At 60.8% G+C, this 23,138-nt stretch carries 27 protein-coding genes; 17 read left to right on the forward strand and 10 right to left on the reverse strand.

Annotation, left to right across the window (positions count from 1 at the left end; all coding sequences use genetic code 11):
* Positions 1-64 precede the first annotated feature (64 nt).
* Positions 65-694: a DUF924 family protein gene (locus HYX42_RS10755; protein ID WP_293402751.1), complete on the forward strand. Its 630-nt coding sequence runs from the start codon at positions 65-67 to the stop codon at positions 692-694.
* A gap of 474 nt (positions 695-1,168) precedes the next feature.
* Positions 1,169-1,756 (forward strand): DUF3455 domain-containing protein, encoded by a 588-nt coding sequence (locus tag HYX42_RS10760; protein ID WP_293402753.1) that lies wholly within the window; start codon positions 1,169-1,171, stop codon positions 1,754-1,756.
* Between the two features lie 216 nt (positions 1,757-1,972).
* On the opposite strand, the gene HYX42_RS10765 is transcribed toward HYX42_RS10760, so the two are convergent.
* Positions 1,973-2,365 (reverse strand): hypothetical protein, encoded by a 393-nt coding sequence (locus HYX42_RS10765; RefSeq protein WP_293402755.1) that lies wholly within the window; start codon positions 2,363-2,365, stop codon positions 1,973-1,975.
* A gap of 172 nt (positions 2,366-2,537) precedes the next feature.
* On the opposite strand from HYX42_RS10765, the gene HYX42_RS10770 reads away from it, so the two are divergent.
* The 7 genes from HYX42_RS10770 (at position 2,538) to HYX42_RS10800 (ending at position 9,588) form a co-directional block, all read left to right on the forward strand.
* Positions 2,538-4,676, forward strand: coding sequence for a glutamine--tRNA ligase (locus HYX42_RS10770; protein ID WP_293402757.1), 2,139 nt, complete (start codon positions 2,538-2,540; stop codon positions 4,674-4,676).
* A gap of 70 nt (positions 4,677-4,746) precedes the next feature.
* Positions 4,747-5,463 carry a phospholipase D family protein gene (locus tag HYX42_RS10775; protein WP_293402759.1) on the forward strand — a complete coding sequence of 239 codons (717 nt, stop codon included), beginning with the start codon at positions 4,747-4,749 and terminating at the stop codon, positions 5,461-5,463.
* Positions 5,464-5,599: 136 nt separating this feature from the next.
* Positions 5,600-6,175 carry a pseudouridine synthase gene (locus HYX42_RS10780; protein ID WP_293402761.1) on the forward strand — a complete coding sequence of 192 codons (576 nt, stop codon included), beginning with the start codon at positions 5,600-5,602 and terminating at the stop codon, positions 6,173-6,175.
* Positions 6,176-6,499: 324 nt separating this feature from the next.
* Entirely contained in the window at positions 6,500-6,901 is a 402-nt protein-coding gene (locus tag HYX42_RS10785; protein ID WP_293402763.1) for a GreA/GreB family elongation factor, read from the forward strand.
* Between the two features lie 61 nt (positions 6,902-6,962).
* The gene (locus HYX42_RS10790) at positions 6,963-7,937 is read left to right on the forward strand and encodes a universal stress protein (RefSeq protein WP_293402765.1); all 975 of its coding nucleotides are present in this window, start codon (positions 6,963-6,965) and stop codon (positions 7,935-7,937) included.
* Positions 7,938-8,037: 100 nt separating this feature from the next.
* On the forward strand, positions 8,038-8,655 hold the full coding sequence (locus tag HYX42_RS10795) for a DUF938 domain-containing protein (RefSeq protein ID WP_293402767.1): 618 nt from the start codon (positions 8,038-8,040) through the stop codon (positions 8,653-8,655).
* Between the two features lie 81 nt (positions 8,656-8,736).
* Positions 8,737-9,588, forward strand: a complete 852-nt coding sequence (locus HYX42_RS10800; protein WP_293402769.1) for a methyltransferase domain-containing protein — start codon at positions 8,737-8,739, stop codon at positions 9,586-9,588.
* A gap of 5 nt (positions 9,589-9,593) precedes the next feature.
* Here the strand turns inward: HYX42_RS10800 and HYX42_RS10805 are convergent, their stop codons facing one another.
* The 4 genes from HYX42_RS10805 to HYX42_RS10820 form a co-directional block, all read right to left on the reverse strand.
* Entirely contained in the window at positions 9,594-9,989 is a 396-nt protein-coding gene (locus HYX42_RS10805) for a DUF1801 domain-containing protein (protein ID WP_293402771.1), read from the reverse strand.
* A complete protein-coding gene (locus HYX42_RS10810) occupies positions 9,986-10,603 on the reverse strand; it encodes a hypothetical protein (RefSeq protein WP_293402773.1) in 618 nt (205 codons plus the stop codon). The genes HYX42_RS10805 and HYX42_RS10810 overlap by 4 nt, the downstream gene beginning before the upstream one ends.
* A 768-nt stretch (positions 10,604-11,371) precedes the next feature.
* Positions 11,372-12,112, reverse strand: coding sequence for a queuosine precursor transporter (locus tag HYX42_RS10815; RefSeq protein ID WP_293402775.1), 741 nt, complete (start codon positions 12,110-12,112; stop codon positions 11,372-11,374).
* Positions 12,113-12,313: 201 nt separating this feature from the next.
* Entirely contained in the window at positions 12,314-12,910 is a 597-nt protein-coding gene (locus HYX42_RS10820; protein ID WP_293402777.1) for a hypothetical protein, read from the reverse strand.
* 380 nt (positions 12,911-13,290) lie between these two features.
* Between HYX42_RS10820 and HYX42_RS10825 the strand changes: the two genes are divergently transcribed.
* From HYX42_RS10825 to HYX42_RS10850, 6 genes are all read left to right on the forward strand, one after another.
* Positions 13,291-14,109, forward strand: coding sequence for a LuxR family transcriptional regulator (locus HYX42_RS10825; RefSeq protein ID WP_293402779.1), 819 nt, complete (start codon positions 13,291-13,293; stop codon positions 14,107-14,109).
* 113 nt (positions 14,110-14,222) lie between these two features.
* Positions 14,223-16,058 carry an AMP-binding protein gene (locus tag HYX42_RS10830; RefSeq protein WP_293402781.1) on the forward strand — a complete coding sequence of 612 codons (1,836 nt, stop codon included), beginning with the start codon at positions 14,223-14,225 and terminating at the stop codon, positions 16,056-16,058.
* Positions 16,055-16,882: an enoyl-CoA hydratase-related protein gene (locus HYX42_RS10835; protein WP_293402783.1), complete on the forward strand. Its 828-nt coding sequence runs from the start codon at positions 16,055-16,057 to the stop codon at positions 16,880-16,882. Before HYX42_RS10830 ends, HYX42_RS10835 begins: the two co-directional genes overlap by 4 nt.
* Before the next feature lie 71 nt (positions 16,883-16,953).
* A complete protein-coding gene (locus HYX42_RS10840; protein WP_293402785.1) occupies positions 16,954-17,949 on the forward strand; it encodes a tripartite tricarboxylate transporter substrate-binding protein in 996 nt (331 codons plus the stop codon).
* Positions 17,950-18,095: 146 nt separating this feature from the next.
* Entirely contained in the window at positions 18,096-18,608 is a 513-nt protein-coding gene (locus HYX42_RS10845) for a hypothetical protein (RefSeq protein ID WP_293402787.1), read from the forward strand.
* A gap of 127 nt (positions 18,609-18,735) precedes the next feature.
* Positions 18,736-19,602 (forward strand): M23 family metallopeptidase, encoded by an 867-nt coding sequence (locus HYX42_RS10850; protein ID WP_293403481.1) that lies wholly within the window; start codon positions 18,736-18,738, stop codon positions 19,600-19,602.
* 19 nt (positions 19,603-19,621) lie between these two features.
* Here the strand turns inward: HYX42_RS10850 and HYX42_RS10855 are convergent, their stop codons facing one another.
* Entirely contained in the window at positions 19,622-19,870 is a 249-nt protein-coding gene (locus HYX42_RS10855) for a GlsB/YeaQ/YmgE family stress response membrane protein (protein ID WP_293402789.1), read from the reverse strand.
* A gap of 195 nt (positions 19,871-20,065) precedes the next feature.
* On the opposite strand from HYX42_RS10855, the gene HYX42_RS10860 reads away from it, so the two are divergent.
* Together HYX42_RS10860 and trxC are read left to right on the forward strand one after the other, a co-directional pair.
* Positions 20,066-20,284, forward strand: a complete 219-nt coding sequence (locus tag HYX42_RS10860) for a hypothetical protein (RefSeq protein WP_293402791.1) — start codon at positions 20,066-20,068, stop codon at positions 20,282-20,284.
* Positions 20,285-20,555: 271 nt separating this feature from the next.
* Complete coding sequence (gene trxC, locus HYX42_RS10865; RefSeq protein ID WP_293402793.1) at positions 20,556-20,993, forward strand: thioredoxin TrxC; 438 nt, start codon at positions 20,556-20,558, stop codon at positions 20,991-20,993.
* Here the strand turns inward: trxC and HYX42_RS10870 are convergent.
* The 4 genes from HYX42_RS10870 to aroQ all read right to left on the reverse strand — a co-directional run bounded on the left by HYX42_RS10870 (position 20,979) and on the right by aroQ (position 23,120).
* Positions 20,979-21,443 (reverse strand): potassium channel family protein, encoded by a 465-nt coding sequence (locus tag HYX42_RS10870; RefSeq protein ID WP_293402795.1) that lies wholly within the window; start codon positions 21,441-21,443, stop codon positions 20,979-20,981. The two genes, trxC and HYX42_RS10870, sit on opposite strands and share 15 nt — an antisense overlap.
* A 39-nt stretch (positions 21,444-21,482) precedes the next feature.
* Positions 21,483-22,088: an NAD(P)H-dependent oxidoreductase gene (locus HYX42_RS10875; RefSeq protein WP_366931149.1), complete on the reverse strand. Its 606-nt coding sequence runs from the start codon at positions 22,086-22,088 to the stop codon at positions 21,483-21,485.
* A gap of 141 nt (positions 22,089-22,229) precedes the next feature.
* Positions 22,230-22,640: an alternative ribosome rescue aminoacyl-tRNA hydrolase ArfB gene (arfB, locus tag HYX42_RS10880; protein ID WP_293402797.1), complete on the reverse strand. Its 411-nt coding sequence runs from the start codon at positions 22,638-22,640 to the stop codon at positions 22,230-22,232.
* Positions 22,641-22,664: 24 nt separating this feature from the next.
* A complete protein-coding gene (aroQ, locus tag HYX42_RS10885; protein ID WP_293402799.1) occupies positions 22,665-23,120 on the reverse strand; it encodes a type II 3-dehydroquinate dehydratase in 456 nt (151 codons plus the stop codon).
* Positions 23,121-23,138: the final 18 nt, after the last annotated feature.

A 23,138-nucleotide genomic window follows, 5' to 3' on the forward strand; every position in this document is an offset into this window, starting at 1 on the left:
ACCAAGGCCTGAACTGAAGCCGGGCGCTTCCCCTGCCATCACGGGTTTTAAAAAGGCTGGCACCATGTTGCCCATGACCTCAAACACCTCCCTTGCTTCGCCTGCCGAGATTCTTGAATTCTGGTTCGACGACGGTCTTGAAAAAGGCTGGCCAACCAAAGAGATGAAAGAACTCTGGTGGGGCGGCAGCAAGGGCCTTGATGAGACCGTGAAGGCCAGGTTTGCCGACCGCGTGGCAGAAGCCGTTGGCAGCGGACTGAAAGACTGGGAACCAGAACCCATGAGCAGGCTGGCCCTTGTGCTGCTGCTGGACCAGTTCACCCGCAACGTCTATCGCGGCACCGGCAAGGCCTTCTCGGGCGATGCGCGCGCGCAGTTGCTGGTGACTGATGCGCTGGCCCGCGAGTGGGACAAACAGCTGCCTTGGGTGTGCCGGGTGTTTTTGCTGATGCCGCTCATGCACGCTGAAAACCTCGCGCTGCAGGACGAGTGCGTGCAGCGCTTTCGCCAGCTTGCGCTTGATGCGCCTGACGAACTCAAACCCAAACTGGCAGGCAATGGCGATTTCGCCGCGCAACACCGCGACATCGTTGCCCGCTTTGGCCGCTTCCCTTACCGCAATGCCGCATTGGGCCGGGCCAGCACGCCTGAAGAGCAGGAGTTCCTCAAGAACGGGCCGCGCTTCGGGCAATAAGGGTTCTGCGCAATCGGGGATGGATCCCGGATCGGGTCCGGGATGACAAGCCAGGACAGGGATGCAGCAGAGCTGCTGGCCCCCGCCTGTCATTGCGGACTTGATCCGCAATCCATACCCAACGAAGCGGCAAGGCAAGTCCGCCATCTTTTGAATCCAGACCACCACTGCGGGCCGTACTTCCTTCAAGACCCCATCCAGGGTGAGCGGCCAGTCCTGATTGTTAGGCGGGGCTGGTTTTTACAGACCACAGGTTTGGCACACGCCAGCCCTGTGGTTTTTTTTGCCTGTTTGATGCCTGTTTGCGCCTTGCTGGTGCATCGCCCCTAAAGGTGAAGATGTGTAAAGCAAAACGCTGTCAGTGCGAGCAAGCGGCGTCCTACAGGGCTTTTTGCGGCCTGCGGGTGTACTACACATGTCCACCAAACATGTCTCAGGACATAGCCCGAATAAACGTAACGAGGAAACCATCACATGAAAAGCACGCACAACACCATGATCGCCTACGGCAAAAGCACCCTGGCCACGCTCGGTATCGTCACGGGCACCGCCCTGTTGATGGCCGCTTGTAACGTGACCCCCAAAGTCCGCCCGTTTGACCAGACCACCATTTCACAGAAGGTCCAGGTGCCTGCAGGCAACGTGATCGCCCTCGAAACCACCGCCACCGGCAACCTCACGTATGTGTGCCGTAACGACATTCCAACTGCCGGCAGCATGGGCTGGGCTCTGGTCACCCCATCGGCCAAGCTGTATGACCGCGAAGGCAAGGAAATCGGCGTTTACTCTGGCCCGCCAGCCACCTGGACGCTGTCTGACGGCTCCAGCGTTGTCGGCACCCAGATCGCCATCGAACCAGTGGTGGGCGGCATTCACATTCCCCTGCAACTGTCTACCGCAAGGCCAGGCATGGCACCAGGCATGTTGTCCAACATCACTTACATCCAGCGCGTCAACACCAAGAACGGTGCTGATTTTGTGACCGCCTGCACACAGAGCGAAATCGGCAAGACCGTGGTTCGCCCTTACCAGGCCGACTACATTTTCTGGAAAGCCGCTTAAGCCACAAGGCTGAGACGCTGAAGGCAACAGTTCAGGCGCGCTACTCGCAGGGCGTGTCACCATGGAGGCAAAGCGCCATGGAACAAAGTCCGCAGGCCCCGGTCTGCGGACTTTGCTTTTTGAGCGTCCCTTTTGAAGCTCCTTACGGCAGCCGCCCTAAAAAAGCCCGCATCATGCGGGCTTTTTGACTGCCGGGGCAGCTCGTTTCAAACGGGCTTACCGGGAGTAATAAACCGGCGCGTAGCCCGGCCCATAACCGTGACGCGGCGCCTGCACGTAATACCCATTACCCCTGTGGCCGTGGTGACGGCCGGGGCGCACATAGACAGGTTGCGGAGCGTAATACACAGGCTGTGGGCCGTAGTACACGGGGCGGGGCTGCACGTACACCGGGGCGGGCTGTACATAGACGGGGGCCGGCTGCACATACACAGGCTGCGAATACACAGGGTAGGCATTGGTCACACCGACCTGCACACCCGGAACACCTATGCCGACCGAGAAAGACACGTTGTCACGTGCCTGCGCCGCACCGGCAAAGCCGAAAGCTGCCACCGCGAGGGTTGCAGCGATCAGGCCGGTACGTTTTGAATTGAAGACTGTCTTCATAAAGTTCTCCTTCTGCAGGGTTAATGGGCACAAGCCGCCCATGTCTGTATTAAACGCAGCTCATTGGCAAACGCCTACCGCCTTTACCGTTAAGAGCGTAGCGAAACGTAAGCGAAACCCGGGCTTTACACGGCCCACAGGGCAAACCCGCCCCTGCCCCTAAAATCATTGAATGACCTCCCCCGCTCCCGCAGACAAAGAAACCCACAAGCCCAGCAACTTTTTGCGCCAGATCATCGAAAAAGACCTGGCTGAAGGCACCTACGCCGCCCGCACCTGGGGCGGCAGCCCGGGCGACGCAGCCCACCACGCCGCAGGCCAGCCCGACCCTGCCAAAGTGCGCATGCGCTTTCCGCCAGAGCCCAACGGCTACCTGCATGTGGGCCACGCCAAAAGCATTTGCCTCAACTTTGGCCTGGCGCGTGAATACGGCGGCGTCTGCCACCTGCGTTTTGACGACACCAACCCCGAAAAAGAAGACACCGAATACGTCAACTCCATCATTGATGCGGTGAAGTGGCTGGGCTTTGACTGGGCCCAGATCGGCCACGCACCCGGCAGCGATGCGCCCTTCCAGGCCAGCGACTATTTTGACTTCATGTACCGTGCGGCCGAATACCTCATCGAGTCAGGCAACGCATACGTCGATGAACAGACCGCCGAAGAGATGCGCCACAACCGCGGCGACTTCGGCCACCCCGGCACCGACAGCCCCTTCCGCACCCGCACGCCGGCTGAAAACCTGGCGCGCTTCAGGGAGATGCGTGACGGCAAGCTGCCCGACGGCGCCGCCGTGCTGCGCGCAAAGATCGACATGGCCTCGCCCAACATCAACATGCGCGACCCGGCCATTTACCGCATTCGCCGCGCGCACCACCACAACACCGGCGACACCTGGTGCATCTACCCGATGTACACCTTCGCCCACCCGGTTGAAGACGCGCTTGAGCGAATTACTCACAGTATTTGCACGCTTGAATTTGAAGATCAACGGCCGTTTTACGACTGGGTGATGTGCCAGTTGATTGAACTTTTCTCGCCGGAATCTTGGGACAAATGGATCAGCGCAATAGTCGAACAGTTTCGGGAAGATCCTTCTGGGGTCGCTGAGTTTGCCGGACATTGCTGGATTTCCTATCGTCATCTTGATCCGCAACGACATTTCCAGCAAATCGCGCATTCCGGACTGACTGCCAAACTTATGGCAAATGAGCAGGCCTTTAAAGAAGCCGAGACAGCATTCGTGAGCAAACTCAGTGAAGATCGATATTTCTCTTTGCACGAATTCGGACCAAGATTTTTTAGCTCACGTCCCGACTTTGCGACAACGCTGAACCCGGACGTTGCGCGAGGCCCAATGCCGCATCAATACGAGTTTGCGCGCCTCAACCTCACTTATGTGCTCACCAGCAAACGCAAGCTGGCCCAGCTCGTCAATGAAAAGCGCGTCAACGGATGGGACGACCCGCGCATGCCCACCATCGTCGGCCTGCGCCGCCGCGGCTACACGCCAGAGGCCATTCAACTGTTTGCCGAACGCATAGGCGTGACCAAAAGCGACAGCTGGATCGACTACAGCACGCTAGAAGGCGCACTGCGCGACACCCTGGACCCCATCGCCCCCCGCGCCATGGCTGTGCTCGACCCCGTCAGGCTGGTGCTCACCAACTGGGATGAGGTCATGGGTGCAGGTGTGCTCGACGATTGCTCTGCCCCGGTGCACCCGCACCATGAAGACATGGGCAAACGCCACTTCAAAATCGGCAAAGAGGTGTGGATAGAACGCACCGACTATGAAGAAGTGCCGCCCAAGGGCTTCTTCCGCCTCTTCCCGCCACACACCAACGCCAGCAACCAGGCCATCGCCGGCAGCAAGGTGCGCCTGAAGTACGGCCACGTCATTGAATGCATTGGCGCAAGCAAAGATGCAGACGGCAAGGTCACTGAAGTGCATGCCAGACTCATCCCCGACACCAAGAGCGGAACGCCGGGCTCAGACGCCATCAAGGTCAAGGGCGTCATCACCTGGGTGGGTGTGAACGATGCCGTAGAAGCCGAAGTACGTTTGTACGACCGCCTGTTCACCGAAGCGCACCCTGAAGCGAACGGAAAAGATTTTCTGGAGAACCTGAACGCCGACAGCCTGAAAGTGGTGACGGCGTATGTCGAACCCTCACTGGCAAAAGTACCTGCCGGTCAGCGCTTTCAGTTTGAGCGGCATGGGTACTTTGTGACGGATCTTGTGGATCACACCGAGGGTAAGCCTGTGTTCAATCGGGTGACTGGGATGAAGGATAGTTGGGGCAAGTAAATCTGTACAAGTCCACCAAAGTAGCTAGATAGCAACCCGTATTTCATTCTCCTGGAATCAATAAAACTCTATGGCAAAGTTTCTAAACACCAGCGCTACAAACTATTTCCTGGAGGAATTGATCAAGGGGGCTTCTGACCGTCTGATTCTGATCAGCCCCTTTCTCAAACTTAACGACCGGATGAAAGAGCTGCTTGCCGATAAGAACAGGCTGAAGATTGACGTGCGCATCGTGTATGGCAAAAGCGAGTTGCAACCGCAGGAGATTGAATGGCTACGTGGTCTGACCTATATACGTACAAGCTTCTGCAAAAATCTGCACGCGAAGTGCTACATGAACGAAGAATTATGTATTGTCACAAGCCTAAATCTCTATGAGTTCAGTCAAGTTAATAACAATGAGATGGGCATCCTTATTCAGCGCGCAGAAGATACCCAACTCTACAAAGATGCGTATGAAGAAGCACAGCGAATAATCCGCATCAGCGATGAAGTGCGTATTTCTCTTGAACGGGTTACCAGTGAATCGCCAGCGGTGACCCATGACGCCGACCGGAATGCTGAGGTTGAGACTACAAGCGACAAACTTCCCTCGGGAAAGTTGGCCCAGAAATTGGGACTGAAAACAGCACAGCTTTTGGATCGGGCAACAGAACTTGGCTATTTGGTCCTGAATGGTGACAAGCACGACCTGACACCAAAAGGAGAGAACGCTGGCCTGGAGTTTATTGCGAAGGGGCGTTTCGGGCCGTATTTTCTGTGGCCTCAAGATTTCCATCTCATATGAATGACTGCTGACCCCGCCATTTCCGCCCACGACAACGTCAAGCTTGAAATGCTGAGCATTTCGGTTGTTAAAAAGGGCTTCCATTTGATTGACTGGGCTAGGGTCACAGACGCATCGCCATCATGGCAGCCAAGCCTTGCAACTCAAACCACCCATCCCCCACCTGATCTGCTTCAACAAGCCCTACGGCGTCCTCAGCCAGTTCACCGCTGAAGGGCGCTGGCGTGGGTTGAAGGACTTCATCAACATTCCCGATGTCTATGTGGCCGGCCGCCTGGACGCCGACAGTGAAGGCTTGTTGCTGCTGACCAGCGACGGCAAGTTGCAGGCGCGCATTGCAGACCCGCGCTTCAAGATGGAAAAGACCTATTGGGTGCAGCTTGAAGGCGTGCCTGATGACGCTGCGCTGGCCGCCTTGCGTGCGGGCGTACAGCTCAATGACGGGTTGACGCTGCCTGCGCGTGCAGAGTGCATGGGTGAACCGCCCGCGCTTTGGCCACGCGACCCGCCGATACGCGTGCGGCAGGCGCAACCGACATCGTGGCTGGAGCTGGTGATTCGTGAAGGGCGCAACCGGCAGGTGCGGCGCATGACGGCTGCGGTGGGCTTTCCGACGCTGCGGCTGATACGTGCTGCTGTCGGGCCCTACTCAATTGACGGACTGGCGCAGGGCACTTGGCGTGAGGCTGAAGATCAGCCTGACAACAGCTAGAGATATTGCGGCCACTACGCCGGACCGCCAGCTTCAGGAATTTGCGCCTGCTTGCGCCTGATGAATAGCCATGTTCGCTCCCCGTCAAGTTCTGGATCACCGTACTTAATCTGGCAAGAAGTGTGCGGTTATCGCTTCTCTCCTAAAATGCATACATGACCTGCTTCCACATCTGCTCCCTGCGTCGCCAGCTGACGCCAGCACTCTCCTAAGCCCGGCGGTCCGCTCCCTCCCTTTCAGCGCAACCATCCACCGCCGGGCCACAGCCCCGCGCGTACGCGAACGCCCTTCACAGCCGGCGTCCGCTTTTGATGGAGTGCAGCCATGCATGCAATGGTTCACGGCGAGCGCACGCTTACCGATATTGACTACGCCCGTCTCAACAAGCTGCTGAGCCAGCAGCGCCCTGCCCACCTGGCCGACTGGTTCGAGAGCGCGGAGGTGACGGGCTCTCGCGCCGCGCCCGACGACCTTGTCACGATGAATTCGCGCGTGGAAGTCGTGGATGTGCACACGCACCACCGCCAGGTTCTCACCATCTGCTACCCCGGCGACGCAGAGCCCACCGCGGAACACATTTCTGTGCTATCGCCCGTGGGCAGCAGCCTGCTGGGCTTGAGGGCTGGCGACACCGCCCGGTGGCTCACGCCCCACGGAGAGGGCTGCGCCGCGCAGATCGTTGCCATCCAGTACCAGCCTGAAGCCACGGGTGACTACACCCGTTAATCCGCTTATCCGTTTATCGCTATCCGCCATCTGCGGTTTTTCAAAAAGAAAGGAGTGCGCCATGACCCCTCGTTTTATTCTTGCTGTGACCGATTTCTCCAGTCACGGAACCCGGGCGCTGGAGCGCGCGGCGTTACTGGCTACCGAGCACGGTGCAGTCCTCACCCTGGCCTGCCTGGCCCACCCCACAGACGTGCAGCCACCCGATGCGGCAGACTGGCTTGGCCAGCACGCCCGGCAGCTTGCGCAATTGCACGGCATCGAGGTTCGCGCTGCAGCCCGCGTGGCACACACTGTCGATGCGCTTTTGCCCGAGGTGCGCGCTGCCGACCTTGTGGTGTGGGGCGTTGCACCGATGCGCAGCCTGCGGTCGTTCTTCATGGGCCAGCCTGTCGATGAACTGCTGCGCAGCGCCAGGCGCCCGGTTCTGCTGGCGCGCCGCCGCGCTGAACAACCTTACCGCAAGCTGCTGGTCGCGGTTGATTTCACTGAAGCTTCACCCTCCCTTGTGGAGGTGGGCAGCGCCATCAGCAAGACGGCACAAGTGGAACTCTTCCACGCTATCGACACCACCAATGAGCGCAAGCTTCGGCAGGCCGAAGTCCAGGAGCGCCATATCAGGGTCTACCGCGATCAATGCCTGCGACACGCACAGGACAGGATGGTGCGACTCACCGATTCGTCTGACGCGAGACGCAACCGCGTGCAGTCGGCCATTGGGCGCGGAGACCCCTCATCGCAGGCGGTCGTGCAACAGCAACGCAGCGGCTCGGACCTGGTCGTTGTGGGCAGACACCCTGCCTCTGCCTTCTCGGACCTGATGTTCGAGAGCGTGTCAGCCCGGATTCTGAATGTCTCGGCCAGGGATGACACACGCAGCGATGTCCTGATCGTGCCGCACAACTGGCAACCTGCGCTGGTCAAGCAGGCCTTCGTCCGGCACGCAGCCTCGCAAGCCATTGCGCCGCGGATAAGGGCCGGGGCACCAAAGGCACCTGCCGGGCCCAACCCCGCAGCGCTTCCATCCGGCATCTGACAGCCGGGCGAGGCGAGTCACTTCGCCGCCACCGCACCGCAGCGGTTCGAGCGCGCGTGCGGTGGCTGCGCTTGTGACAGGACTGCGGTTTAATGACCGCATGTCATCACCCAACGTCAGCCCCGCCGCAGACCGCAACAAGCAGCCCATCCTCGACGTGCTGCTGGGCCTCTTGCCAGCGCGCGGCAACGCACTTGAAATCGCGTCAGGCACCGGCCAGCATGTGGCATGGTTTGCCGCCGGCCTGCCGGGGTGGACGTGGCAGCCCAGCGATGCACAGGCCGACGGGTTTGGGTCCATCGACGCCTGGGTCGCTGCACAAGGTGCGCGCAATGTGCGTGCGCCTGTGGTGCTTGATGTAATGGCAGCCAGCTGGTTTCAAGGCCCGCAGCTTTTTGACCTGATTTACTGCGCCAACATGCTTCACATCGCACCCTGGGTGACCTGCGCCGCACTGATGCGCGGCAGCGCGCGGCACCTTGCGCCTGGCGGCAAACTCGTTACCTATGGCCCTTACCTAGAAGATGACGTACCCACCTCACCGGGCAACCTGTCGTTTGACCAAAGCCTGCGCGAGCGCAACCCGGCCTGGGGGATTCGCCGCATTGAAGATGTGAAAGCGCAGGCGGCCAAAGCGGGGCTGACACTGATCGCGAGACATGCCATGCCCGCCAACAATTTGCTGCTGGTATGGGCGCGCGAAGAGCCCTCTTCATGACCCCGCATTGGCACATACAAAACCCGCGTTGGGTACAGCCGGTGTAACCTCTGGGAATCAGCCAAACACCCCCAATACAGCATGCAAGCCAACCTACGTCACTTCACACCTCTCGCTTCAATCTTTGCCGCCGCGCTGGCACTTGTCGCAGGCCACAGCCACGCGCAGCCCACAGAAGAAGTGCCCTTCGTCACATCGCCCGACAACGTCACGCTTGAAATGCTCAACATCTCTGGCGTCAAAAAGGGCGACCATGTGATTGACCTGGGCTCGGGTGACGGGCGCATCGTCATTCTGGCGGCCAAGCGTTTTGAGGCGACCGGGCTGGGTGTCGAAATCGACCCGCGGCTGGTTGAACAAAGCAAGGCCAATGCGCGTGATGCGGGTGTGGCGGACAAGGCCGAGTTCAGGGAGCAGGATTTGTTCAAGACCGACCTGGCACCCGCCAGCGTCATCACCATGTATCTGCTGCCCGATGTGAACCTGAGCTTGCGCCCGGCCATCCTGGCGCTCAAGCCAGGCACGCGCATCGTCTCCCATGACTGGGACATGGGCGACTGGGCGCCCGACCGCACGACCGTGGTTGATGTGCCAAACAAGGCTGTGGGCCGCGAGAAGTCAAGCAAAATTCTTCTGTGGACGGTGCCTGCAAAAGTAGCCGGCCTGTGGTGCGGCGCGGGGCTGTTCAGGGGCGCAAGCATTCGCCTGACGCAAAAGTACCAGACCTTTGACGGCACGCTGGCCTTCAGGGACCGCACGCGTCCGCTTAAGGGCACGATCAACGGCAATGAACTGCGCACACCGGCTGGCGATAACGGCGAACTGGTGTTGCAGGCCACGGGCGATGCGCTGCGCATCGCATCAGCGCAGGGCAACCTGGCTCTGGCGCAGGGCCAGAGCTTCAGGCGCGCCACCGGCGACAGCTGCAGCTAGCCCGACTAACGTTTCTTCTTTGACCCGTTGAAGGTGATGGCGGCCTTGATGAGCTTCTTGAAGGCCGCTTCATTGAGCGCATCGCCTTCATGCAAATCAATGGCACGCCTGGTGTTGCCTTCAAGGCTTGCATTAAAAAGCCCTGACGGGTCTTCAAGCGAAGCGCCCTTGGCGAATGTGAGTTTCACGGCGCTCTTGTAGGTTTCACCGGTGCAGATGATGCCGTCATGCGACCAGACCGGCACGCCCCGCCACTTCACTTCTTCAAGCACCCCGGGGTCAGCCTTTTTGATGAGGGCACGAACGTGGGCAAGCGTCTTGCCACGCCAGTCATCCAGCGACTTGATCTTCGCGTCAATCAGTGCCGAGGCTGATTCGTCATTACCGGCAGGGTCTGTCATGGGGTCTCCTTGCTGCCCGTCAGGGCGCAGTACGCGCTGCGTGTATCGGCATCAACCGCCTGAAGCACTTGCGCATAGGTCGTCTTGTGCCGCATCAGGAGGCGCGCAGACGCGATGTCTTTTGAGTTGCAGAACCAGTGGCAGGTGTGTTGCATTAAAAACAGCTCAGCCGACAGCGTGAAGGCCTTGTCGCGTGGCGAGCGGCCCATTTCGTTTTTGGCGGCTTTTTCAATACCGCGTGCGTGAATGGCGAGGGCCTCGCGCACATCGAAGGTGTTTTTGGGGAATATCTTTGTGGCCATTGCAAAGCCGACCGCAAACTTGCTCACGCGCGTGTCGGCTGCATCAAGCGTCATCATCTGCGCGCTGAACTTGTTGAACTGTTCGCAGAACTGCACTTCGGCCGTGTCAAGGTAACGCCAGACCTGGTTGCGGCGGTCTTCGTCGGCCTCCCCCAGCGCCCGAAGATAGCCGTCGGCCAGGGTCTCCATGAGTTTTTCAATCTGGTACTGGCCGAGCTGGCGGCCCAGAAGGATGATGCGCTGGCGCTGCTCCTTTTTCTTGATGAAAAAGTTGATGGCGAAGACGAGGAATACCAGGAAAATAAATTGCATATGCGTAGCTTAGCGTGGTCGGAGGCCGCGCTTGAGATTGTGGTCATACCGGACTCGGTCGGGGATTCATCCGCGCTTTCGTTTGAATGCGTGCCCTTCACGTAGAAGCCGGGGGTTGCCCGGCGGCAAGTCACTTTTCTTTTGCTTCGCCAAAAGAAAACTAACGAAAAGAAAAGGCGACCCCCAGTCCGCGTCCCCTTCGGGGCAACCTGCGGTGCTCGATTACGCTGACGGGAAAAACAACTCGCCTTTGGCTCAAACAAGTTTTTCCCCTTTCTGCTGACTCCATCTCCGCTCCTCGGCGCGGCCAGCAGGGGTTGGGGGAATGAATTTGGATTCGGGGATTGTTTCTGTCATCCCGGACTCGATCCGGGATCCATCCCCGCTTCGTTGCAGATGGATTGCGGATCGAGTCCGCAATGACAGCAAGAGGAGATTGGCATTGGCTCCTGTTATTGCCGTTATCTCCCCAAACCCTTGGAGAGGAGCCGAGAAGCACAGGGCCAGACGGATCAGGGCTGAAACTTGTCTGAGCGCAACGAGTTGTTTCAGACCCCGGCTGGACCGAGCATCGCAGGGTGCCCCGCAGGGGACGACGAACAGGGTCGCCTTTTCTTTTCGTTAGTTTTCTTTTGGCGATGCAAAAGAAAGTGACTTGCCGCCGGGCAACCCCCGGCTTCTACGAGAAGGGCACGAGCGCCCGGACCAGGTCGCGCCATCCCCGCTCAGGTTGAGATGGATTGCGCATCAAGCCCGCAATGACAGACTTCAGGCCTTGACCCTGAAAGGGTTGAAGTCCGTATGGAGGTCGTAATAATCTTCACGTTCCTTCCGCTTGAGAAAGCCCACAACCTTGTAAGTCACAGGGGTCATCAATATCTCCCACGCAGTCTTGAGCATGAACTGCGCAAACGCGACCTTGATGACATCTTCAAACTGCCAGATGCCGGCAAAGGCAATGAAGTAAAACAGTGACGAATCGACCGCCTCACCGACCACGGTTGAACCAATCGTGCGGCTCCACAGCGCCTTGCCTTCGGTCCAGATTTTCATCTTCGCCATGACATAGCTGTTGACAAAACTGCCGCACCAGAACGCGATGATCGAGCCGGTGGCGATGCGCCAGGCGTTGCCGAAAACCACATCCAGCGCGGGCTGGTAGACCTTCATGTAGTCGCTGGGGCCGGGCGGCAGACTCACCACTACCCAGGCCATGAAAGATGCAAACACCAGTGCGCCAAACCCGGCCCACACCACGCGCCTGTCGCGCGCATAGCCGTACACCTCGGTCAGTATGTCGCCAAAGATGTAGCTAATGGGAAAGAACAATATGCCGGCGCTAAAGGGTATGGGCCCGAGCAGCGGCACATTGATGACGGCCTGCTTGGCGGCGCCTATGAAGTTGGAGCACAACAGCACGCAGACAAAGGCGGCCATGATCCAGTCGTAATACAGGTAGCTGCGTGGGCCCGCACGGGCGGAGGTACGGGGGGTGTTGTCGGCTGGCATGGGTGGTTCCCTTCAGGCGAAGCCGGCGATGCGGGGCGCGTGCCGGGCTGCAGGGATTTTGACATGACAAAGCCCCGTAGCGATCTCCCGCTCCGGGGCCTGTGGTTAGGCTCTGTCATCCCGGACGTGATCCGGGATCCATCCCCGCTTCGTTGGCGATGGATTGCGGGTCAAGCCTGCAATGACAGGGCGTGAGAACGCTTATCCGCGCGGGTTGATCCGGCGCTCGACCTGGTCGCGCAGCACATTGAGTTGCTGGCGCAACTGGCGGCGTTCCTGCTGGGTGACCACGCCATCAGACCTGAAGGCGGCCTCGCGTCGTTCGATCTGCTCTTCACGCGCCATGAAGCGGTCGCCTTCACGCTGGCTGAGGCGGCCGGTACGAACGCCCTCTTCAATGCGGGCGCGCAGGTTGAACTCGCGGCTGTCAATGCCGCCCAGGTTGTTGCCGGGCTGCGGCACGGCAACAACAGAGCTGTTGTTGATGGCGCGCTCAACCTCAGCGCTCAGGGCAGCTACATCGGCGCGCAATTGCTGGCGCTCGGCCGGCGTGGCGCGGCCGTCAGACTTGTAGAGCGCTTCGCGGCTCTGGATGTCCTGGTCACGGCGATAGAGCATTTGCGCTTCATACGGCGTGATGCGGCCAGACTGCAGGCCCTGCTGAATGCGCGCGCTGATCTGTGCCTGCGACTGGTCGATGTTGGGCGTGTTGGTGTTCTGTGCCATCGCCGGGGTCGCAGCCAGCCCTGCAAACAGCGCAGATGCAATCAGGGATGCTGTGAGAATTTTCGTTTTCATGAGTGGCTCCTTTGTCAGTTTTGCTCGTTTTGAAAAACCAGCAATCCTTTCAGTTGGTCAAAGGACTGCGCTAAAACACCATGTGGTGCTCCAGTGCCTTCATCGTGAACGATAAAAGTAAACGCGGTGTAATCCTGGTCCTGTTTTACCGTGGGTTTACCTGCCGAGTACTGCGCGTATCAGAATGCAACCCGGCCACGGCGCAGCCTCCTACACACAGGCGGCTCAAGCCTGCTCGACAGCCACCTTCAAACGCTGCAAGGGGTGATCCCGCTGCTGGCCGGTGCAGGGCAATTGCCTGCATCCGGCCGCACGCGGATAATGCATAAAAGAAAGAAAAGGCTTGCCCCTGCAGGCCGCCACAACGCGACAGGAGACACATGTTTCTGGTTCCCCTGGACAAGCCCGACGACCTGGCGCCAGCGCCCTCGGCAGCCAAAGAGTTGCACGCTGTTGCGGGCGTGATTTCTGCCGTGCAGCAGGACAACTTTGCGTTTTCTGCCCTCAGTGCGCTGAACGCCCTGCTGCCGCTGTCCTGGCTGTCTGTTTACAGCCTGCACGCCGACAGCCCGCCGCAAATGCATATAGGCGGCAGCTACCGTGTACCCGACCGGACCTTCGAGGCATTCGATTTCTATCGCCAGGGTGTTTACCTGGCCGACCGGACTTTCGACGATGCGAAAGAAAAACTGCAAAACGGCGAGGCCGCCATCACCTACTGGCATGCCAACGAGATTCCGGTAGAGCACCGCAGGGGCATCTACACCCGCAACGGGCTGCAGGAGCGCGCATCACTGGTGCGCAAGCGCGATGACGGCAGCCTGCTGGCCATCAACTTCTACCGCCATCAGGCGCAAGGCAGCTTCAGCGACGCCGATATCGACCTGTTCTGCCGCCTGGGCGAGCCGCTGATCTCCTGCGTCAACCTGCAGATACGGCTTGGACAAGGGCAGGCACAACCAACTTTGGCAGGCCCCCTGGCCACCCTGCCCACACGCGAGCGCGAGGTCTGCGAAAGGCTGCTGCGCGGCTGGACGCATGAAGGCATCGCCACCGATCTCGGCATTTCTGCAGGTACCGTCAAGACCTACCGTGACCGCGCGTTTGACCGGCTGGGCATACACCACCGCAACGAACTTTTTGCCCTGGCGCTGGCCTGGGGCACGCAGGCTACCCCCGTGCAACCAGCCGCGCATTAGTACCACGCAACACCACGACCCAAGGGTTTCCCCGGTCACCATCGCGGCGGACAGACAAGCCGCCGCCACCCCCATAAGCTTGCCCCAGCCATCAAACGCAGGGAGACAAAAGCTTGGGCACACACGGCGTACCAGCCATCAGGGACATCGCGGACATACGTGCCATAGAGGCCAGGCCTTACACGGACTTCATGCCGCACAGCTGCGTGCTGCAGGGGCTTGAGCATGCGGCGCACCTGCATGCAGACCGCACCGCCCTGACGTATATCCAGTCGGCAAACCTTGAGCAGCCCGCGCTGCGCTGGACGCATGCAGAGTTTGCCAACACCGTACGCCAGGCCGCGCGCCTGTTTACAGGGCTGGCGGGCGATGCGCAGGCACGCGTGGCCATGCTGCTGCCGGCCATTCCGCAGGCGTATTTCACGCTCTGGGGTGCAGAGACCGCCGGCATCGCCTGCCCCATCAACTACCTGCTGGGCGAAGAGCACATTGCCGACCTGATCAACGCGGCCAACATCAACATACTGGTGGCGCTGGGGCCGAATGCCGAGCTGGACATCTGGACCAAAGTGCCTGGCCTGATGCAGCGTTGCCCTTCGCTCAAACACGTGCTGGCCGTGGGCGGTGCACCGGCCGGTTCAGGGGCACAGGATTTCGACCTAAGCCTGGCCGCCATGTCAGGCGAGCCACTGCCAGCGCATCACGGTGATGGCGGCGGGCTTGCGGCCCTGTTTCACACCGGCGGCACCACCGGCCAGCCCAAGCTGGCGCAGCACACCCATGCCAACCAGCTGCATGCGGCCTGGGGCGCGGCCTGCATGTACGGCGCGTCTGAGAAGGACGTGGTGCTCAATGGGTTTCCGCTGTTTCATGTGGCGGGCTCGTTTGTGTATGGCCTGTCGACCCTGCTGGCGGGCGGCGAGGTGGTACTGCCCACGCTGCTGGGCATGCGCAACACTGCTTTTACAAAGGCCTACTGGAAGTTTGTCGAGCGTCACCGCATCACCCTGCTGGCCGCAGTACCGACCATCATCTCGACGCTGATGACGATTGAAAAAAACGGCGAAGACCTTGCCAGCGTGCGCTGCCTGCTGACGGGGGGTTCACCCCTGCCTACCGAGCTGGCAGATGCATTCGAGCAGCGCATGGGGATTGGCGTGCGCAACATCCTGGGCATGACAGAGTGCGCCGGCGTGATTGCGATTGAACCCATCGCTGCGCCACGCATCGCCGGCTCTGTGGGCTTGCCGCTGCCGTTTACCGAGGTGCAGGTGAGTACCGAAGAAGGCATTTTGCGTTTGCGCGGCCCCAACGTCGGTCCGGGCTACACCAACGCGGCCAGCAATGAAGGCGTGTTCAGCGCTGATGGCTGGCTGGTCACGGGCGACATCGGCCACATTGATGCTGCCGGGCATGTGTTTGTCACGGGCCGCGCCAAGGACGTGATCATCCGCAGCAGCCACAACATCGACCCTGCCGTGATTGAAGACGCATTGCTGCGACACCCCGCTGTGCTGCTGGCAGCGGCCGTGGGCGCGCCGGATGAATATGCGGGCGAGATCCCTGTGGCGTATGTGTCACTGCGGCCCGGATGCACCGCTGATACGGCAGAGCTGTCGGCCTTTGCACAGCAGCACATCCCCGAACGGCCTGCCTACCCCAAAGCCATACACATACTGCCAGCCCTGCCGGTCACGGCCATAGGCAAACTCTTCAAACCCGAACTGCGTGTGATGGCGACCCAGGCCGTCATGGAAGAGCAGCTGCAAAAAAACGGCCTGCACGCCAGTGCCCGCGTGCATGTGGCCATTGAAGGCCGTGAGCAGGTGGTGCGCTTCACCATCAGCGAAGAGGCAGCCATGCCTGCACTGCGCGCCATGATGCAGGGCTTTGCGCTCAAGTACCACATTGACCCCGTCACCAGGCCGCTGGAGGCGCAAACAGCATGAATGACCAGGCCCTGAACCTGCCGAATGTGGCTGTAGAGAAAGACGGCGCGGTACTGCTCATCACCATCAACCGGCCCGCTGCGCGCAATGCGCTCACGCCTGAAATGCTGTGCAGGCTGGCTGATGCATTTGTCATGCTTCGTGATGACGCCGCGCTGCGCGTGGCGGTCATCACCGGCACTGGAGATATTGCTTTTTGCGCCGGTGGCGACCTGGGCAGCACACTGCCCTTGCTGACCGGTGCACGCGAGCCTGCCGACGACTGGGACAGGCGCGTGATGAACGAGCCACAAGTGATGGCTGCTTCATCGCTGCGCGGTTTTGCACTCGACAAGCCCGTGATTGCAGCGATTAACGGCGCCTGCCTTGCCGCCGGCTTTGAACTGATGCTGGGTACGGACATACGCATTGCCGCCAGCCACGCCAGCTTCGGCCTGCCCGAGGTGCAGCGCGGCCTGATTCCGTTTGCCGGGTCAATGGTGCGGCTGCCGCGCCAGGTGCCGCAGGCGCTGGCCATGGAGATCATGCTGGCGGGCCGCCCCATCAACGCACAACGCGCACTGCAGGCAGGGCTGGTCAACGAGGTGTTGCCGCCCGAGCAGGTACTGCCACGCGCGATGGCGCTGGCCGCCCAGATTGCGGCCAACGGGCCGCTCGCCGTGCAGCAGGTCAAACGCACGGTGATGGCAGCCAGCGGAGCCAGCCTTGGCGAAGGTTATGCGATTGAAGACGACAGCCGCCGCACCGTGTTTGCCAGCGCCGATGCACAGGAAGGCCCGCGCGCATTCATGGAAAAGCGGCCCCCGCGTTTTACGGGCCAATGACACCCGATGCACAGCTCACCCCCGAATCACAGACAGACAGCAAGAATCAACCCAGGAAAAGGAAGAGAGACATGACACAGCACAACATTTCAAGAAGGCAACTCATCGCCACCGGCGTATCCGCAGGTGTGGCTGCCACGTTTGCACCCCATGCGTTTGCGCAGAATTACCCCAGCCGGCCCATCAGGCTGTCGGTGGGGTTTGCACCGGGTACCGGCCCTGATGTGCTGACCCGGCTGCTGGGGCAGAAGATGGGCGAGCTCATGAACCAGCCCTTTGTCATCGACAACCGCGCCGGTGCGGGCGGGCAGATTGCGGCAGGCGCCGTCGCCAAAAGCCCGCCCGATGGCTACAACCTGCTGATTGCCGACGTGAGCGCCATCAGCATTGCGCCGGCCGCGTTTGCACGGCTGGCCTATGACCCGGCCAAAGAGCTTGTGGTCATCTCTGAAGTGGCGCGCACCGACTTCATTCTTGTGGTGCCGGCCAGTTCCCCCGCAAAGAGCTATGGTGATTTTGTGAAGGCCGCCACGGCCGCAAAAGACAAGGTGAACTTTGGCACCTTTGGCGCGGGCACACCCGGCCACTTCGGCGCAGAGATGCTGGGTGCGCAGGGCAACTTCAAGGTCGAGGCGGTGCATTACCGCGCCACGGGCGATGCGGTGTCGGCCATCGTTGCAGGCGACGTGCAGGCGGCGCTGATGTCTACTGCGCTGGCCTCTGCACAGATCAAGGGCGGCAAGGTGCGCGGCCTGGCCACCACCGCGCCGGTGCGCTCGTCCATGCTGCCCGACATTCCCACCTTCAGGGAGGTCGGCTACCCCGGTGCGGACTTCTCTGCCTGGTTCTGCCTGTTCGCGCCTGCGGGCACGCCGGATTCAATGATCGCCACGCTGAACAACCAGGTGATTGCAGCCGTCAAGGCACCAGACCTGCGCAGCAAGCTGGAGGATGCCGGTTTCAGCCTTGTGGGCAGCAGCACCGCGGCCGCGCGGCGCATGGTCAACGTGGAGGCCGGGCGCTGGAAAAAAATCGTGGCGGATACCGGCTTCAAGGGCGTGCAGTAACCGGCGCCCGGTGCAAGGGATGGTGGCGAGGGTGAGCAATTTGGGCACCCCTCCCTAGGCCATTAGGTCGCGCTCACTAGTGAAAACCCGGAAGATGACCCCATCGTCCCAAAGACATACCCGTCATTCACTTTTGAAGGAAGACCATGAGCGCCAAGAACCTCTCCACCGTTGCCACCGAACTGATCGCCACCTCGGGCAAAACCGCCACCAACGTCATCAAGGCTTACCGCGCCGGCGGTGAACTGATGGTTGACATGCTCAACCAGCGCTGGGCCCGCGCGATGCGCCAGTCGCGCCCCGAGCTGTCGGCTGAAACCGCAAAGAACGCAGCAGCCGCACGCTCTGCCTTCACGAGCTACTACACCAAAGGCCTGGACGTCACGGCCGAAGGTGCAGAGCAGGTCGTCAAGCAGATCGTCAAGGTGGCTGAAGCCGGTGTTGAACGCGCTGCCGCCAACGCCGCCTTGTTCGAAGTCAAGACCGGCGTGACCACGCTGAACACCATCGCCAGGGCGACCGCGCCCGGCGCAGTGGTGCTGGCAAAGCTGGCTGACAAAATCGAAGAAAAATCTGCCTCGCTGGCCCGCAAGCTGCAAACCACGCCTGCTACCGGCAAGCGCACTTCGGCTTTCAGCCAGCGCCGCAAGGCCGCCTGATCAACAGGCCTTCGCCTGAATGACACACGGGGCCCTCTGGCCCCGTTGTTGTTTATGCCCCGTTGTTGTTTCTGAACCCGGTGGCTGATACTCTTGGGCTGATCAACCAGTCACGCCCTTGCCCACTATTACCCACACCACATCAACCAGCCGCCGCACGCTTGTGCTGGGGCTGCTCGCCGCGTCTGCTTCATCCCGGCTGCTGGCGGCAGAGCCCAATGAGGTCTGGCCGCACGCCCTGCAGGTGCCTGGCGGCGTGGCGCGCCTGTCGCTCGGGCCATCGGCTACCCGGCCTGTGGCATACGCAGGCGATGTGCCGCTGCTGGTGACAGGCGATGCGATCGAATGGACAGCCATCGTCGGTATTCCACTCGCGGCAGTGCCCGGCCAGGCACACATCACGGTGCGGACGGCTGCGGGTGAACGCCAGCTTGCTTACACCATTACAGCCAAACGCTATCGGGAGCAGCAACTCAAGGTAGCGCCCGGCCAGGTGGATTTGTCGCCGCAAGACCTAGCGCGCTACGAGCGTGAAAAGATTCAGCAGGAGCAGGTGATCGCCACCTTCAGCGCACCGCCTGCTGAAAATAACACCAGCCTGCAGATGCGTGTGCCTGTGCCGGGAAGGCGTTCAGGCTCGTTCGGCCTGCGCCGGGTGTTCAACGGGCAGTCACGCAACCCGCACAGCGGCATGGACATCGCCGCAGCCACCGGCACGCCCATACGCGCGCCGCTGGACGGCAAGGTGATTGATACGGGGGATTACTTCTTCAACGGCAACACCGTGTGGCTGGACCACGGCGGCGGGCTGCTGACCCTTTACTGCCACCTCAGTGCCATAGACGTGAGGCCGGGCGACATGCTCAGGGCCGGCGAGCGCCTGGGCGTCGTGGGCGCCACAGGCCGGGTGACGGGCCCGCACCTGCACTGGGGCGTGATGCTGAACCGCACCATGGTGGACCCTGCCCTCTTTGTACCCGCTGTGCCCGCCTGAACCCGCGCACAACGAGCGGTCACCCCCTGCGCGTGGCCACGGCGTAAATCGCCAGCAGCACGACGGCGCCGACTACAGAAGCAATGAAACCTGCAGTTTCGCCAGGCTGATACCAGCCCATGGCACGACCCGCAAAACCAGCCAGCAGGGCGCCCGCGATGCCCAGGATGATCGTCATGATCCAGCCGAGCTTGTCGTCACCGGGTTTCACAAAACGTGCGATCAGGCCGACGATGAGACCGATGAAGATGGTGGCAATGATGGACATGGAAAACGCCTTTTGAAAAAGTTGGGATGCAGCGACTTTAAATTCGGCAAACCTTGCGAGGCCTGTCCTTTTGACCAGAGATGCCGTAGGACAAACGACCCCGCAAGCCATGGCGTGAATTTGCGGTCAAGTCCCACACCGCCAGATCGCTGTGCGGGATAGATTGGGACATTGCCAATATTCAGGAGAACAAGCATGTCCCAATTTGCCACCATCAAAGGCCTGGTCACCTACCGGCCCGGCGACGGCGCCCCGATTGAGATTCCCGAAGGGCGCGTGGAAGTCGATCTGGCGCCGGACAGCGCCACCCTGAGCTGGGAGGCCGCCGCAGGCATACCCGGCGTGACCGCCATACCGCGCACGCAGTTTGACGACTATGTGCGTGAGGGCAAGATCACCATGAACAAGGAATGATATAGGCCTGAAGCGCTCCGGCAGATGTAATTTGCTACAAACTTCATAGCGGCTCACGTGCGTGTTTATTGGTCTGCAGCCATTTTTGGCGCCTAAATTGGCCTTTTTTGATGTCTTTTTTTGTGTTTTGAGCACGCAAAACGACTCCAGGCGCCCAAATGTTAAGTTCCGTATTAACATTTGGGCAAATTGTTAAGCTGCAACTTAACATCTGGTTTTGATTGACCACGACACAACTTGAAACGCCGCCGCCAGCCTCCAGATGTTTTGAATGACTGAAGCCCTGCACATCGTCTGCCCACACTGCCACACCACCAACCGCGTCCGCGTGGAGCAACTCGGCAGCGCGCCCACCTGCGGCAGCTGCAAAAAAGAGCTGTTTGTGGCGCATTCCACCGCGCTGGACGAAGCGGGTTTTGACAAGCACATCACGCGCAACCACATACCTGTGTTGGTGGACTTCTGGGCGCCGTGGTGCGGCCCGTGCCGGCAGATGGCCCCCGCTTATGAACAGGCCGCCGCGCAGCTTGAGCCCAACATTCGCGTGGCCAAGGTCGACACTGAGGCTGTGCCCAACCTGGGCGCCCGCTACAACATACGCAGCATTCCGACGCTGGCGCTTTTTAAAAACGGCAAGGAAGTCGCCCGGCAGGCCGGGGCGATGGGCGCAGCAGATATCGTGCGCTGGGTGCAGTCAAACCTGCGCTGAACGCCTGCTGTCCCCGGCAGCCGCAACAGGCAAACCGGGCGCGCCGCCATCACGCATGGCGCGCAGCTCGGCATGCAGGGCCGTGACTTCATCACGCAACGCGCCTATCGCATGCATCAGGTCGCGTTCGATCTGGCGTTCTTCGGTTTCAACAAACATGGCGGCCACTGATGCGGTCACAAGTGACAGTACCGCCAGCCCCAGCAGCACCACCACCACCGCAAAGGCGCGCGAAGCATGCGTGCTGGGCACGATATCGCCGTAGCCGACAGTGGCAGCCGTGGTGAATGCCAGCCACAGGCCGTCGGACAGGCTCAGCGCGCGTGGCTCCACTATCCAGAAGCCGACACCACCCATACCCAGTATGAGCAGACACAAAACAAGTGAATAAAGCAGCCCGCGCCGGGTGATGAACCGCTTTCGATGCAGGCGTTGCAGCTTGTGAGGCATGAGATTTGACCCTTTGTGGGTAGCTTGTGGAGCAGTCTGTCAGCGGCCGTCTTCGCCCAGGCTGCGCAACCTGGCGCACCACCTGTTAACCCCCTCGGCGCCCAGACTTTCAACCGAGCCTATCAGAGTTTCATCCACGGGCGACATGCCGACAAAACCCAGGATGTTGCGCTCCAGCGAGCGCACACTGTGCGCCCTGAAGTACCAGCGGTAGACCAGCGCAGGCATGCCCATGGTGACCACAACGCGCGCCGAGCGTCCGGTCAAGCCCTTGCGCCCCATGGGGTTGCCACCCTCCGGGCCAAACGCGAAGCCGGGACGGGCCACCTGCTCAAGAAAGCCCTTGAGCAAGGCGGGCATGTCGCCCAGCCACAGCGGAAAGAAAAAAACAATGTGCTGCGCCCATTTTGCAATGTCGTCCTGCGCTGGTTGCAGCACCGCAGGCAGGGGGTCGTGGTGCCAGGTGTGCCCGCTGCGCAGCAGCGGGAAATCAAGGGTGGCCAGGCGCACGCGCCTCACCTCATGGCCGCCCTGCATGGCCCCGGCAGCGTAGGCCTCAACCAGCGTCTGTGTCAGGTGCCCCGCGTCGGGGTCGGGGTGCGCATCGATGAGCAGGATTTTGCGGGCAGGCAGGCTTTTAGCCATGATGGTGGGTCTTGAAGGTCAGGATGCCTCATCGTTGCATGCCTGCAGCGTCTGCACCTTGACGTGGGTCAAATGCCGCATGGCACGATGCCCCACTTGTCATGGCGGAGGTGCGCCGCACCCCATGCCCCGCTCCGGCTTCTATTCGTCAACCTTGCCGCGCAGGCTCTTGATGGCCCCGCGCTGGCTCTTGCCCTCCAGCCGGCGGAGCTTTGACCCATAGGACGGTTTGGTCGGCCGGCGCATTTTGGGCGGTGACGACACGCTGTCTATGACTTCCTGCAGGCGGTCCATCGCGTCGCTGCGGTTCATCTCCTGCGTGCGGTGCTGCTGGGCCTTGAGCACAAACACGCCTTCCTGGGTGATGCGGCTGTCATTGAGCGCAAGCAGGCGTGCCTTGACCGCATCGGGCAGCGAAGAGGTGTTGATGTCAAAACGCAGGTGAATCGCGCTGGACACCTTGTTGACGTTTTGACCACCGGCGCCCTGCGCGCGGATGGCGCTGAACTCAACCTCGCGCTCATCGACCGGGAATTTCGGAGGCGTGGTCATGCATCAACCCCTTGTGCGCCCGACTCAGGCGGGCTTTGTGATCTCGACCAATGCGCCAATTGCCAGCGCATAACCCTTGACGCCGAACCCGGCCATGACAGCCCTGGCCACCGGCGAGATATACGAGTGATGGCGAAAGGCTTCGCGTGCGTGCACGTTGCTGATGTGCAGCTCGATCAGCGTCACGCCAGAACCCTTGATGGCATCATGCAGCGCCACGCTGGTGTGCGTGTAGGCGCCGGCATTGAGCACCACACCGATCAGCGTGCCTGCGGCCTGCGCGCGGCCGGCTTCCTGGATGGCGTCGATCATCACGCCTTCATGGTTGCTCTGGCGAAAATCGAGCTTCAGGCCGTGCGCCTCGCAGGCAGCAGCAGACAGCGCCTCGACATCGGCCAGCGTCTGCGAGCCGTAAACGGCAGGCTCACGCGTGCCAAGCAGGTTGAGGTTGGGGCCATTGAGGACGAGCACGGTTTTCATTCTGGACTTTCGGCAGAG

Origin of the sequence: Polaromonas sp., assembly GCF_016185115.1 — a bacterium.
Taxonomy (GTDB): domain Bacteria; phylum Pseudomonadota; class Gammaproteobacteria; order Burkholderiales; family Burkholderiaceae_C; genus Polaromonas.